A 14,071-nucleotide genomic window follows, 5' to 3' on the forward strand; every position below is an offset into this window, starting at 1 on the left:
AGTGTGATAGGCTTTGTCAGGAACAATTTACCAACTAATTTTCCGGTCAGTAACCGTATCGGCTGGAGCGTTGCTATTGGCAACAGCTTCAACGGATTATGTGCCTGTTAAGGATCCCGATAGTCAGTTTGTGACGTATTGGAAAGATACCTTAGGCACCGATACAACTGGCGATGGCCTCAAGCGTTCGGGACGCCAGACCCTGCTTCGCTGGCAGGACTATTATCGCAATAGATTTGCGGAACCGCGTCCCCGTTCTCCATTTTATTTAAAAGAACCGCCTAACGTTCGTACGGATATCCATCTGGATACGACCGGACGGGTAGTGATATCCGAAGAGGTAAAAACACCCACCGGAACCCTTGACTACCGCCCGGCCGAAAGCATGGACTTTCGCTCCTATAACGAGCTGCAGAACCGGCGCGTGATGCTGAGCCTGATGCGCGAGTATGCCGCCCGGCAGGATGGCAAAAGCGCCATGGGAGGGAGAGGCGTACTACCCAAGCTGGACCTGCCTCCAGCCCTGGACAAGCTGTTCGGGAGCGATCTGATGGACTTCCGGCCCAATGGCTTCGTTGCGCTTGACTTTGGTGTGATGCACCAGTTCATTGATAATCCGGCGGTGCCGGTACGGCAGCGGCGCAACACCAACTTTATATTCAATGAGCAGATTAATATAAACTTCAATGCCAAGCTGGGCGAACGGATGGGATTCCTGACCAACTTCGATACCAAAGCCAGCTTTAACTTTGAAAACGCCCTTCGCCTCAACTACAAAGCACCCGAAGAAAGTCTGGTACGTAAGATCGAGGCCGGAAATATCAACTGGCCGCTGAACAGCCAGCTGATCCCCGGTGTGCAGAACCTCTTTGGTCTGAAGACCGAGCTGCAGCTGGGACGTTTGCGGGCTACGGTAGTGGCGTCGCAGCAGCGTTCCCGTAAGGAACGTATTGTACTACGCGGAGGAGCTCAGACCAAAGACTTCGAGATTAGGGTAGACCACTACGACGAAAACCGACACTTCTTCCTGTCGCAGTACTTCCGCAATAACTACGAAGGCTCGCTCAAGAACCTGCCCATGATTACATCGGGCGTGACTATTACGCGCCTGGAAGTGTACGTTACCAACCGTACCACTACCACTGAGTCGTTACGGAACATTGCCGGTTTTGCTGATCTGGGAGAACCGCGTCCTCACAACGCCGCCAATCCTAACCTGCAGCCTACTAATACCCGGCTCCCGGCCGATAACCAGGCCAATGCTCTGTATGCCAATCTGACGAACGGCGAAACCTTCCGGCAGGTAGACCAGACCAACTTCGAGCTGACCAACCGGCTGGGGCTGCAGAAAAGCATTGATTACGAAGTACTGCGTGGTGCCAAGAAACTGATCCTGGACCGTGAGTACAAGTTTCATCCCCAACTAGGCTATATCTCACTGACGGTACCTCTGCGCAATGACGAGGTACTGGCCGTGGCGTACGAGTATACGCTGAATGGCCGGACCTACAAGGTAGGTGAGCTTACCGAAGATTACCAAAATCGTAAGGATGATGAAGTAATAGCGCTGAAACTCCTTAAATCATCAACAATCCGCAACAACACCCAGCTGCCGATGTGGGATCTGATGATGAAGAACGTCTATACCTTAGGTACCAACCAGATAGACCGGCAGGGCTTCCAGCTGCGCGTTATTTACAAAGATGACCTCACCGGTATTGATAACCCCAACCTGCAGGAAGGACGGCTCCTTCAGAACCGGCCCCTGCTGCGCCTCGTAGGGCTGGACCGGCTGAACCCCGTCAACGACCTGCAGCCTGATGGTAACTTCGACTACGTAGAGGGCGTAACTATCGATCCCAAGACGGGCCGTATCTTCTTCCCGGTGCTGGAGCCCTTTGGTTCTAACCTGGCCCAGTACTTCGGATCGGACGAGGAGATCCTGAAAGACAAGTATGTGTTCCAGGAGCTCTACAACACTACCATGATTGATGCGCAGCAGATCAACGAAAAAAATAAGTACTACCTCAAAGGCTCCTACCAGTCGGCCGGTGGTACCGATGTGCAGCTGCCGTTTGGTGTATCAGAGGAGTCAGTGACGGTTACGGCCGGAGGTGTATCGCTGGCACCCGGACAGGACTTCGTGGTAGAGGCGCAGATCGGGCGGGTACGTCTGGTGAATCCCAGCGTACTAAACTCTGGTCGTGAGATCGTGATTGAGTATGAGCGCCCGGATATGTTCAACAACCAGATCCGGTCTCTGCTGGGTACCCGGATGGACTATGTCGTCAACAACGACATCAGCCTGGGTATGACTGCCATGCGTCATCGCGAGACGCCCGCCGGATTCCTGACGCGGGTAGCCATTGGCAATGAACCTACCAATAACACCATCGTAGGTTTTGATGCCAATATTCGTAAAGAATCCCCCTTCCTGACCAAGCTGCTCGACAAGCTGCCCCTGCTGCAGACCAAGGAGATGTCCAACATCCAGTTCCGGGGAGAAGTAGCGCAGCTATTCCCGGGCGTATCTCCACGGGTCAACAATCGCTCTCTGGTAGATGATTTTGAGGCGGCACGTACTATTTATGACCTAACCCGTCAGCCTACGCGCTGGCGCCTGGGTGCTACCCCACCGCAGTTTCCGCAGGGTACGCCCACCAACCCACTCGAGTACGGGTACCGACGGGCTCATATATCAGCCTATACCGTTGATAATATCTTTGGTACCAATGGTTTTGGGTTAGGACGTCAGCGTCCGACCAATCTAACCCCGGAGGACCTGGAAAACTACTACGAAAGACTGTTTCAACCACAGTGGCTCTTCCCTGGTCGTTCGGTACCCCCGCTCAATCTGCCGCAGTCTATCCTGGATATAGCCTACTACCCCAGCGAGCGCGGGATGTATAACTACAACCCCGACTTGGACCCCAACGGCCGACTCAAAGAAGCCAAGCGTAACTTCGGGGCCATCAGCCGGGCTATCACCTCAGATATTGATTTCGACAACGCCAATATCGAGAACATCGAGTTCTGGATGATGGATCCTTTCATTCAGGGAGATAAAGGTATTATACGGGATGGATTCCTGAACCAGAACAATAACACGGGTGGTAAGCTGATGTTTAACCTGGGAGATGTGTCGGAAGATGTGATACCAGATGGCCGCTACAACTTTGAAAACGGGTTACCCATCAATGATACCCGTGCCGGGACTCAGATAGACTCCACGGCCTGGGGAATCGTTACCAGGCAGCAGTACCTCATCAATGCCTTCAGCAATGAGCCCGGTGCCCGCGAGAAGCAGGATGTAGGTCTGGACGGACTGAGCAATGCGGAGGAGCGCCGTTACTTCCGGGAGCGCTTCCTGGACCTTTTGCCGGCTAATCTTACCGCCGAAGCCCGGGAACGTATTCTGGCGGATCCTTCCGGCGACGATTTTCAGTTTTACTTGGGCGAAGAGCTGGATGCTCAGGATATGAAGGTACTTGAGCGCTACAAGTACTACAGTGGTATGGAGCGCAACTCGCCCGAAAGCAACGCCCGCTCGGGGGATGTAACGCCTGCCGCTACCAATATACCCGACGCCGAAGACCTCAACATGGATAATACCATCAATGACAACGAGGCTTTCTACGAATACGAAATTGATCTGAAGCCGGGAGGCCTGGATATCGGAAAGGGCTATATCGTGGATAAGACGGTAGCTAGCGGAGCCAACTGGTACCTGTTCCGGGTTCCGGTGAAGGAGTTTACCCGGAAGTTCGGTAATATCAATGGCTTTAAGTCCATTCGGTTTGTGAGGATGTACCTGACGGAGTTTGAGCAGCCGGTCGTACTGCGCTTTGCTCAGCTGCAGATGGTAGGGCAGCAGTATCGCAAATATACCGCTGATCTGGATGCTCCCGGCCTGCAGGAGGTACCCGAGCCGTACGATGCCCGATTCACCGTAGGTACCGTAAGTATCGAAGAGAACAGCCAGGCCAATAATGCCGAGAAGAAGTACATCTACGCCGTACCTCCGGGCTGGCAACGCGATCAGGACTTTACGCAGCCCCAGGCCAACTTCCAGCTCAACGAGCAGGCCATGAGCCTTTGCGTAAGTGAGCTTCGCGACGGCGACTCACGGGCGGTATTCAAGAACGTAAACCTGGACCTGCAGTTCCGTAAGCGCCTGCGCATGTACATTCACATGCACAACAACGACAACGAAAGCGGACAGGTAAGCGCCTTCCTGCGCCTGGGTACTGACAATACCCAAAACTACTACGAAATAGAGGTTGACAATCTGCAGGCCACACCTGAGAATGTGGGTCAGCCGGAAGCGGTGTGGCCGCTAGGGAATGAGCTGGATATTGCCTTTGATGAGCTGATACGGGCTAAGTCGGAGCGCAATAAAGCCAGCAACCGGGCCATTTCGCTCCCGTATACCATCACGACCAGAGACGGCCGCTACAGAGTAACGGTAGTAGGTAATCCTGACCTGAGTGCCGTGCGGGTAATCATGATCGGAATGCGTAACCCTAAGACTTCAGATGAGCGCTCCAGGGATTTCTGTATCTGGGTGAATGAGATGCACGTGGAGGGCTACGATCAGACGGCCGGGCAGGCCGCCATTGGGCAGCTTAACGCCAAACTGGCTGACTTTGCTACCGTAACGGCCTCCGGACGCATCGAAACCTTTGGCTTTGGTAACGTGCAGCAGAAGATCGGAGAGCGCTCAAGAGCTACCACTACGGAGTTTGGTATATCTTCCAACATAGCCCTGGATAAGCTGCTGCCGCAGCAGTGGGGATTCAGTATACCGATGTACGTCAACTACGACAGTCGCCGGATCGCCCCGCATTTCAACCCGCTTGATCCGGATATGCCGCTGTCCACTACGCTGGAAAACCTGGATAACTCCGGGGCCAGGGAGCGCTATCGCCGATTGGTCGAGGATAATACCGTCCGGAGGGGGATCAACCTGTCCAATGTGCGCAAGACCAAGACCGCACCGGGGGCCAGGAGCCATTTCTATGACTTCGAGAACCTCTCGTTTACCTACGCGTACAGCGACCTGACCCGTACCAACATCCTGACGGAGATGTACTCGCAGCGCATGTACCGGGCGGGGGTGGCCTATGCGTACGCCAGCCAGCCCAAGGCCATCGAGCCCTTCCGGAAGTGGGAGACCAACAGCCGGTACCTGGGCTTCCTGAAGGAATTTAATTTCACTCCGATGCCTACCTCGGTGGCCGTTCGGGGAGATATTGACCGGAGCTTTACCAAAACGCAGCTTCGCAATTCAGAGCTTACTACGGCCGGTATGGAGCCGATGTTCGAGAAGTACTTCTGGTTTAACCGCTACTACGATATAACCTGGAACCTGACCCGGAATATCATCCTGACGTACAATACTGTAGCTAATGCCATTGTGGATGAGCCACGCGGAGATATTAATACTACCCAAAAGCAGGACTCACTCTGGAATAACTTCAAGACGCTCGGACGGATCAAGAACTTCGACCAGCGCATACGGCTCACCTACCGTCTGCCACTCGACAAGCTGCCGCTGACTGATTGGATGGCTGCTGACTACAACCATACGATCGCGTACCAGTTCCAGGCCAACGCCCTGGGGCTTACCGATTCGCTGGGTACTCCGTTCGGAAACATAATTCGTAACAGCCGCGAGCGGGGGATTACCGGCCGGGTTGACTTCGTAGCACTTTACAACAAGCTCAAGTACCTGCGCTTTGCCAACTCACCCTCGGCGCCGCGTAAGAACTTCGCCCGCAGCCCGGGTGATATAGAAGAAATAGAAGCCGGAAGCAGCCAGGTACTCAAGAACCTCACGCGGGTACTTATGACCGTACGGGGAATCAACGTGAGCTATACAATCCTAGAAACTACTGCTCTGCCCGGATACCTGCGTACGCCTACCTACTTTGGACTGGACAACGCCAACGCGCCGGGGCTGCCTTTTGTACTGGGTAGTCAGAACCGGAATATTCACGTAAAGGCCGCTAACAATGGCTGGATTTCGCCCAGTACGGTCCTGAACCAGCCTTTCCAGCAGACGGTACAGAAGAACTTCAACATGCGAACTACCCTGGAACCGTTCAAAGACTTCCGGATGCAGATCGAAGCCCGACTAACCCGTCAGGATGCTTACCAGGAGTTTTACCGTCCGGAGTTTGCCGGAGGGCAGTTTATCAGCCAGAGCGCCGTGCGCAACGGTCAGTTCAGCATGTCGTTTATGTCGTTCCGGACGGCCTTTACCAAGATGAACCGCGACAACTCTTCGCCGGTATTTGATAAGTTCAGAGCCTACCGCGAGATACTCCGCGAACGCCTCAACCGAGAGAACCCGGCCGCAGGTGAGTACAACGAGAATTCGCAGGATGTACTTATTCCGGCCTTCTTTGCGGCCTATACCGGTAAAGATCCCAATACGGTACGTATCTCGCCGTTCCTGGGCTTCCCGATGCCTAACTGGCGTATTGATTACAACGGTCTGTCGCAGCTGGCGCCGTTCAAGAAGCTGTTCAGTTCCTTTACGCTGACGCACAACTACGTGTCTACGTACAGCGTGGGTAACTTTACTTCATCACTTGACTACGAAGCTCTGTACGTCAACCTGGCTGTGACGGGCTATCCGCTGTCGAGCCGGACCAACTACCTGGGGCAGTACGTGCCGGTGTTCGTGATGAGTACTATTACCATGTCGGAGAAGTTTGCGCCGCTGGTGGGTATCAACTTCCGGACGCAGAGCCGCATCACGGGCCGCCTCGACTACAACCGCGACCGTACCGTAGCCCTGAACATGTCAAACGCACAGGTAGCGGAGCTATTCAACCAGGATCTGACGCTCAGCATTGGTTTTACCAAGAACAACGTGCCGATACCTTTCAAAGTAAACGGAGCCAAGCGAAAGCTCAAAAATGACCTCACAGTACAAATCGGCATGTCGTTCCGGGATACCCGGGCCATCCAGCGTAAGTTTGACGGACAGAATATTCCCATTGCCGGAAACATCAACTTCCAGCTAAGGCCTACTGTCAACTACGTGGTCAATAACCGCCTGAGCATGCAGTTCTACTTTGACCGTACCTTTAACGACCCGCTGGTGTCGAACTCGTTCTACCGTTCTACTACATCAGGTGGGGTACAGCTGAAGTTTAACCTGGCGGAGTAGGGGCAGTTAGTGACCATTGATTAGCTACCAGTGACCAATGAGAAGTGACCAATGTAAATAGGAGATTAAGGCAGTTGAAAATGCGCATTGCAGGAGCTGTTGCCAGGATATACAATACTAGTACCGAGGTAGTACGATAATGCCCACAATGGGCTATGCTCATCCTACTGATCATGAAAAAAGGCCGGATCTGAGAAGATCCGGCCTTTGCTTTTATGCTTTGTCGCACACGCTACATTGACCCTTTGGAAATATAGAGAGTACCATTCGCATCGTCACAGTACGAGAAGTCTGCTCCGCCCTCACATACCGGCGCGGAAGCGCATACATATAGTCGTGATTGCTTGTCACAGTAAAGGCTGCTTAGCTGATGTTTTAGAGGAAGATTGATTTCCTTACCCGTTGAGGAGATGATACCAACTGTTTCAATATAGTTAGCATCCTGGTATTTTACCTCTTTGTAGTTGATGGCGTACTCCGTGCCAGTGCCTGATTTAACCCGGTTCAAAGGTACCTTCACACTTTCATGATCATACCGTTGTTTGTAAGGCAGCCAGTTCATCCCCTGATCCAGGCTGTAAAAGGAAGGAAGCATGGCGTAGGACCTGCTTTCGGTGGAATTGGACTTTTCGATTCTTTTGGTGCTAAGTACGATCAGGGTATCACCACTTTCCATAAAGCCGAATAGCCCCACCTTTTCCTTATAGTTGGCTGTATGCCAGGTCTTGCCTTTATCCCTGGTCGTATATATCCGGGGGCCCGTAGTGATAACTAAGGTACCATCAATAGTACCGTGTACCGCCTCAATTGGGCGTGCCTCAGGAGCCGTGATCACATACCAGTCGGAGGGCTCAGCAACGATCGTATCATCTATGGGGCCGACACATGCTGCGAGCGATAGCATCAGTAAACCCGTCAGGGTAGAAGTTTTCATGGCGGTAACTAGTTAGGTCTTCAATAGAATGTTGAAATCTAGTTTCCACTACTAATATAATCTTTCTACACCTCATTATGAAATCATTAAGGATACTGCCACTGATTTAATTTCAGCATAACAGAGGCTTATTTTTCGATTGCCGCAGCAATGGGGTTGGGGCGCAGTAGTACTCTTCCCCATTGGTCTTCGGTATTCTTTAAGACCAACAGTTGATGGTACAGAAGTGACAGAGGATAGCGATTTCAACTATCAATCTTACCCTGACTGTTTACCCGGAAGTAGAACATAGTTAATTGGTCTTTGCAGCGATCAACGTTCTGATAAGCAAATACACCCTTCGCCAAAAAATGATTTAATGTGGTGTAATGCGGATATAACATAATAGCCTCCGGCCCCAGCGGCATTCTGAAATCAGGCCGCCAGCTTTGGGCATGGCTGCAGACTGAAAAGCTAAGAAGGAGTAGGGACAAAAGGATAGGTCTGAGTATACCTAAGGTCATACGTGATGTGGTTGGAGGTACTACCATGAATCTAGGTGTAGGCAAGGCAACTTAGTAAATGTAGTGTAAAAGGCAATGCGTTCCTTACTCTGACGAGCGTTAGACTGGGCGGCGGAGCCAAAGCTCCCGTGCGTTACTACCCTGTAGTATAGCGCTATCCAAAAGTATAGTACTTACGAAAGTATAGTAAAGGGGCGTACCTTTATTGTATTAATCACAACAGGCTATTACCACCTTCGAACGGATAGCCCCTGTACTAAAAAGCAATTACCATGGAAACACTAGCAACAACACAAGCCAATCAGACAATATATCGTAAGCTGGAAGTAGTACAGACACCCCCGGCTCAACCGGGTTTTCTGGGACCTGACCATACGGCCCGGCCTGTCATACAAAGGGATTACTCAGATAGCGATCCCTTCATTGTGCTCATGGATGATTTTCTGGACAAACAGAATGGCGATCCGGTAGGTGGTCCACATCCCCATGCCGGATTCGAAACGGTTTCGCTCCTGATTGAGGGGGAGGTGGGCGATGCGGCTCATAAGATGAAAGGAGGCGATATACAGATCATGACGGCCGGGAGCGGTATCATTCATACCGAAACCATAGATACCAAAGCCAGGATGCGCCTGCTCCAGCTATGGCTTAATCTGCCTAAGAAGGATAGATGGGCGCTTCCCCGAGTACAGGACCTGCCCCTGGAAAGGGTACCGACAGTAGCTGCGGACGGAGTGACCATCCGGGTATACAGTGGAGCACTGGCCGGGGTGGCATCTCCCATGCAGAATTATGTGCCGCTTATTGTAGCCGATATTCAGATGCAGCCGGGTACTGCCACTATTCAGCAGATTCCGGCCCACTATACTACCTTTTTGTACGTACTGGAAGGTAGTGTCAGGGTGGGGGAAGAGAAGGAACTCCTGGAGCAGGACCAGGTCGGCTGGCTGGACAGGACCGATGCGGCTTCTCTAAGTGAACTTTCCCTGATAGCCGGGGAGTCGGGCGTTCGGGTGGTTATGTACGCCGGAGAGCCGCAGCATGACCCTATTGTTTCGCATGGTCCCTTTATAGGTGATACTCCGGAAGACATCCGGCGCCTGTATCAGGAGTTCCGCCAGGGTAAGATGCAGCATATTTCAACGGTACCTGAGGCTCAACGACTGAGCTACTGAGCCCGTACTATTTGCTAAATAACAGCGCGCCCCGATCGTGATAATCGGGGCGCGTTGTTATTTAGAGGTCTTATATCTTTCTCACGCGGATGTTCTTGAAGTAAACCCGCTGTCCGTGGTGCTGGAACATGATGTGGCCTTCTTTGTCCGAGTGGTACTCGGGGTTTTCTTTGAATTTACTATTGACCAGCAGCGTTTCCATCTCCGGACTATACTTATCAAAGTCCAGTACCTTCTTGCCATTGAGCCAGTGCTCTACATGGCCATTGTTATAGATGAGCCGGGCCTGGTTAAACTCTCCGATCGGCTTCAGCTGCTTATTCGTAGGAACAATGAGATCATACAATGACCCGGCCGACCGCACGGCCGCGGTATCATTGAAGTACTTGTCATCCAAAATCTGTATTTCAAAATTATCCAGCCAGTTGGGACTATTGCCGTTGCCTGCTTCCATGGCCAGATCTTCCTGTACATGAAAAAATATACCGGAGTTAGCGGCCGTATCAACCGCCCATTCGTACTCCAGTTCAAAGTTTTCGTATCGGTTTTTGGTAACCAGATCCCGATTGGCCGTATCAGGATTAGCGATCAGGGCGCCATTTTCTACGTACCAGACTCCCTCCGGAAACGTATCTATCCCGTATCCACGTAAAGCATCCGTAGAAGTACCATCAAATAAGGTCTCCCATGTATCTTCTTCCTGGCCGGAAGTTTCAGAGGAGTTGTTACAGGCGAGCATAAACAGGAGGGAGGCGGCAAAGAGTACTACTTTTTTCATGAGAGGTTTTAAATAGGGGTTTTATAAAGCTGGATAGTTGTTGAGGCTACGGCCTCCTTCGGCTTTCTTTTGCATAAGATATTACTCTTTCCGGGCCGAAACATCCGATGGAGTCAGGGGCTGTTCATCCGCCTGCAGCAGGTTGTCGCGAACGTAGGTACCGTCCCAGGAGTGGTCTTCGGACGAGAAGTTCTGCATGAGGTCGTCGTGCAGGAGTTTTTCCTGGTACTCGATCTGCTGCCGGGCGGTCATGATGTACTCACTCAGGTCGTGCCGGGATGAGGCCAGTTTGGTCAAACCCCTCTCATCGTACTGGATAAACTTCTGTCCCTGACGGGTGGCACTGTACTTGCGGAAGCCGAGCTGGCTCAGCGCATCCACGGCCAGGTGTACGGCAGTATAGAGCGTTTCGCGGTAGATGTTGGTGATGCCCATTTCCATCAGCTCATAGGCGTCGAACCGGTTGCGGGCCCGCGCCAGGACCTTCAGTCCCGGAAAATGCTTCGTCAGGGTATGGATTAGCTCCTTGTTGATTTCGGGGGAGTCAATAGCCGCAATGAACAGGGTAGCTTCGCCGGCTCCGGCTGCCTTCAGCAGGTCCAGGCGGGTGGCGTCGCCGTAGTAGACCTTAAAGCCCATCTTGCGCAGCAACTCCACCTGGTCGGAGTTATTGTCCAGAATGGTAGCCTCGACCCCGTTGGCCCGCAGCAGTCGCCCGATGGTACTGCCAAAGTGCCCGAAGCCCGCGATAATAACCCGATGGTGCTCTTCAATGCTATCGGCTGCTTTTTCCTCAACTGCTTCTTTGGTACCAAAGTAAGGAGCAATGAACCGTTCGTTGATCAGCAGCAGCACGGGGGTCGTCATCATACTGATGGCCGTAATGGCGGTGAGCTTACCGGTCCAGTCGGAATCCAGGATCTGGAGCTGACTGCTGAATGAAAACAGTACGAAGGCAAACTCACCTACCTGGCTCAGCCCCAGTGCAAACAGGAAGTTCTGATCATGTTTGAGTTTAAAGATTTTTCCGATGCTCAGCAGGACCAGAAGCTTAATCCCGATGATCAGGCTCACGAGCATTGCAATCTGGGAGGGTGCCTCGGCCAGCAGCTGGAAGTTGATAGAGGCTCCTACCCCGATAAAGAACAGACCCAGTAGCAGGCCCTTAAAGGGCTCGATGTCGCTTTCAAGCTCGTGCCTGAACTCGCTGCTGGCCAGTACCATGCCAGCGACAAAGCTACCGAGCGCCGGGCTTAGCCCTACCTGCTGCATCAGGAAAGCCACCGCGACCACCAGCAACAGCGAAGAAGCCGTAAACATCTCGCGCAGGCCGGTCTTGGCCACCAAGCGCAGCAGCGGTACCACTGCGTAGTTACCTACGGCGTAAATAGCCCCTACCGCCCCGATCACGAGGATGGTCTGGATCCAGCCAGGCTGGTCGTCTATGAGCGAGTGGTGGCCTGACTCGTGCGGCAGTACGGCCGTAGTAGCCAGGAGCGGCAGTATAGCCAGAATGGGAATAACAGCAATATCCTGAAAGAGCAGCACCGAGAAAGACGACTTCCCCGCAATGGTGTTGGACAGGCCTTTTTCTTTCAAAGTCTGCAGAACAATGGCCGTAGACGACATGGACAGTGCCAGCGCCACGGCCAGCGCCATGGTCAGGGACCAGCCCAGGGCCATAAAAAGCGCCAGTAGCAGCAGGGTAGTACCTGCCAGTTGCGCGGTACCAAAGCCTACAATAGACCGGCGCATTTGCCAGAAGGCGGCAGGTTCCAGTTCCAGACCGATCAGGAAGAGCATCATGACTACCCCAAACTCTGCTACGTGCATAATGTCCTGCCCTTCCTGTCCGATAAAACCCAGTGCGTAGGGCCCAATGACAATGCCCGATAGCAGGTACCCCAGCACCGAGCTCATGCCGATTTTTTTGGCGATGGGAACGCAGAATACCGCCGCCGCCAGGTACACCAGGGCCTGAGCGAGAAAATCACCATTCATAAGACTTTAGTTTCTTTGATCCATTCATTGAGGTAGGTATACTGGCTGAGCCGGGCTACATCCAGGGCCTCCTCCTGCAGGGTGCGCAGCAGGGAGGCGTACTCAGCGGACTGCGCCCGGATTTCCGCAGGCTGCAGACGGTGCGCACCGTGGACCACAAAAGGCGGCAGGTAGTGCATCCGGCACAGGCGGACCGTCTGCTCGAAGGGAGCCAGAAACTCCCGGATGGTGAAGCGGTTGTGCCCGCCGTGCTGGTAGGCGGCCTGAGGCCCTCCCGTACTCAATACCTGCATGACCACCTTATCCTGCAGGGCTGTACCTCCGGGGCCGTAGGCCCAGCCTACTTCCAGCACCATGTCGATCCATTGCTTCAGCAGGGCCGGGCAGCTGTACCAGTAAAAAGGATGGTTCCAGATGATGACGTCGTGCGCTAGTAGCAGCGCTTTTTCGGCTTCTACGTCAATATTGAAGTCCGGGTACAGTTCGTACAGGTCATGGAAAGTAATGCCCTCCTGCGAGGGTACCTGGCTCACCAGCTCCCGGTTTATGCGGGACTTCTCAAACAGCGGGTGAGCAAAGATGATAAGGACTCGGTTGAGCATGGGACAAGGTGGGCAGATCTGACTAACGCTGGACCACCGGCTCCATTGGAAGCCGGACTGCTGCAAAATAGCAAAAACGGGCGAGAAATGGAAGCACTGGTGGGAGTGGGTAGGCTATTCCAGCTCTTTCATGAGCTCCTGATTTATGTCTTTATCAGGCCCAAAGCCGCCAGTACTCCCATCAAACTCATAAGCACGATCAGGGATACCAGTGTGATAGCTACTATATCGACAATCTTTCTGGAGTACCTATACCACCCCCACATCAACAGGGTGAATAGTGTCAGATAGAGAAGGGACTCGGGAAGCCCAATGAGGTGATACCTGAGTGGAATAGTGGTGTATACTACCCCTTCAAATGAACCGGGAGCCGCCGAGAGGGTAAGTAAGTAGCTAAGGCCAAAGGATAGGAGCCAAAATTTAATCCAGCCCTTTTCGGTTTCAAAAAAGATCGTTCGGAACGGGAATAAAAAGAAGGATAGAAGCACTCCCCTTATAACCTGTAATCCCGGACCGGCTGCCACCCAGTAGGAGGCGGTGGGACGCATAAAGGACAGGGCGCCAACCCCAAAAAAGGTATCATAATCCAGTAGTACTAGGGCAAAGATACCGGCAATGAAATAAGCCACTGTGTGCGTGGCTGTAATTCTCCATACAAAGGTCGCAAAAGTAGTTTTTTTCCTGTTCATAAAGCATGACCTGAGTGTAGGGTAGGAAAGGAAGATGACAGCTCAAAAAGCAGGGACAGGCACAAATCTATCCGCTATGGTAGTTAAGAGTTGTACGGCAGTATATATACGTTTAGTGCAATTCCAGAGGAGTCGCCGTTTTCCTGAAAAACGCTGGAATAGTCTTTTTAAGATAAGAAAACTACTGCCAGACTTTCTGGTCAAATTAT

7 protein-coding genes are annotated in these 14,071 nt (G+C 52.6%); 2 read left to right on the top strand and 5 right to left on the bottom strand.

Features of this window, described 5'->3' with window-relative positions; genetic code table 11:
• Positions 1-13: 13 nt before the first annotated feature.
• Positions 14-7,180 carry a T9SS outer membrane translocon Sov/SprA gene (sov, locus tag JTN23_RS07900; protein WP_247233624.1) on the top strand — a complete coding sequence of 2,389 codons (7,167 nt, stop codon included), beginning with the start codon at positions 14-16 and terminating at the stop codon, positions 7,178-7,180.
• A gap of 232 nt (positions 7,181-7,412) precedes the next feature.
• On the opposite strand, the gene JTN23_RS07905 is transcribed toward sov, so the two are convergent.
• A complete protein-coding gene (locus JTN23_RS07905; RefSeq protein WP_247233627.1) occupies positions 7,413-8,114 on the bottom strand; it encodes a hypothetical protein in 702 nt (233 codons plus the stop codon).
• A gap of 775 nt (positions 8,115-8,889) precedes the next feature.
• Between JTN23_RS07905 and JTN23_RS07910 the strand changes: the two genes are divergently transcribed.
• Positions 8,890-9,792: a pirin family protein gene (locus tag JTN23_RS07910; RefSeq protein ID WP_247233629.1), complete on the top strand. Its 903-nt coding sequence runs from the start codon at positions 8,890-8,892 to the stop codon at positions 9,790-9,792.
• A gap of 70 nt (positions 9,793-9,862) precedes the next feature.
• On the opposite strand, the gene JTN23_RS07915 is transcribed toward JTN23_RS07910, so the two are convergent.
• The 4 genes from JTN23_RS07915 to JTN23_RS07930 form a co-directional block, all read right to left on the bottom strand.
• Positions 9,863-10,570 carry a 3-keto-disaccharide hydrolase gene (locus JTN23_RS07915; protein WP_247233632.1) on the bottom strand — a complete coding sequence of 236 codons (708 nt, stop codon included), beginning with the start codon at positions 10,568-10,570 and terminating at the stop codon, positions 9,863-9,865.
• 81 nt (positions 10,571-10,651) lie between these two features.
• Positions 10,652-12,571, bottom strand: coding sequence for a monovalent cation:proton antiporter-2 (CPA2) family protein (locus JTN23_RS07920; protein WP_247233634.1), 1,920 nt, complete (start codon positions 12,569-12,571; stop codon positions 10,652-10,654).
• Positions 12,568-13,173, bottom strand: coding sequence for a glutathione-regulated potassium-efflux system oxidoreductase KefF (gene kefF, locus JTN23_RS07925; protein ID WP_247233636.1), 606 nt, complete (start codon positions 13,171-13,173; stop codon positions 12,568-12,570). The genes JTN23_RS07920 and kefF overlap by 4 nt, the downstream gene beginning before the upstream one ends.
• A gap of 143 nt (positions 13,174-13,316) precedes the next feature.
• On the bottom strand, positions 13,317-13,862 hold the full coding sequence (locus JTN23_RS07930; protein WP_247233639.1) for a hypothetical protein: 546 nt from the start codon (positions 13,860-13,862) through the stop codon (positions 13,317-13,319).
• Between the last annotated feature and the right edge of the window lie 209 nt (positions 13,863-14,071).

The organism is Telluribacter roseus, assembly GCF_017355915.2.
Taxonomy (GTDB): Bacteria; Bacteroidota; Bacteroidia; order Cytophagales; family Spirosomataceae; genus Telluribacter.

Bases quoted from the DNA above. Each gene is read 5' to 3' on its own strand.
- JTN23_RS07915 (WP_247233632.1), bottom strand. From the start codon at position 10,570: ATGAAAAAAGTAGTACTCTTTGCCGCCTCCCTCCTGTTTATGCTCGCC.
- kefF (WP_247233636.1), bottom strand. From the start codon at position 13,173: ATGCTCAACCGAGTCCTTATCATCTTTGCTCACCCGCTGTTTGAGAAG.
- JTN23_RS07920 (WP_247233634.1), bottom strand. From the start codon at position 12,571: ATGAATGGTGATTTTCTCGCTCAGGCCCTGGTGTACCTGGCGGCGGCG.
- JTN23_RS07930 (WP_247233639.1), bottom strand. From the start codon at position 13,862: ATGAACAGGAAAAAAACTACTTTTGCGACCTTTGTATGGAGAATTACA.
- JTN23_RS07905 (WP_247233627.1), bottom strand. From the start codon at position 8,114: ATGAAAACTTCTACCCTGACGGGTTTACTGATGCTATCGCTCGCAGCA.
- JTN23_RS07910 (WP_247233629.1), top strand. From the start codon at position 8,890: ATGGAAACACTAGCAACAACACAAGCCAATCAGACAATATATCGTAAG.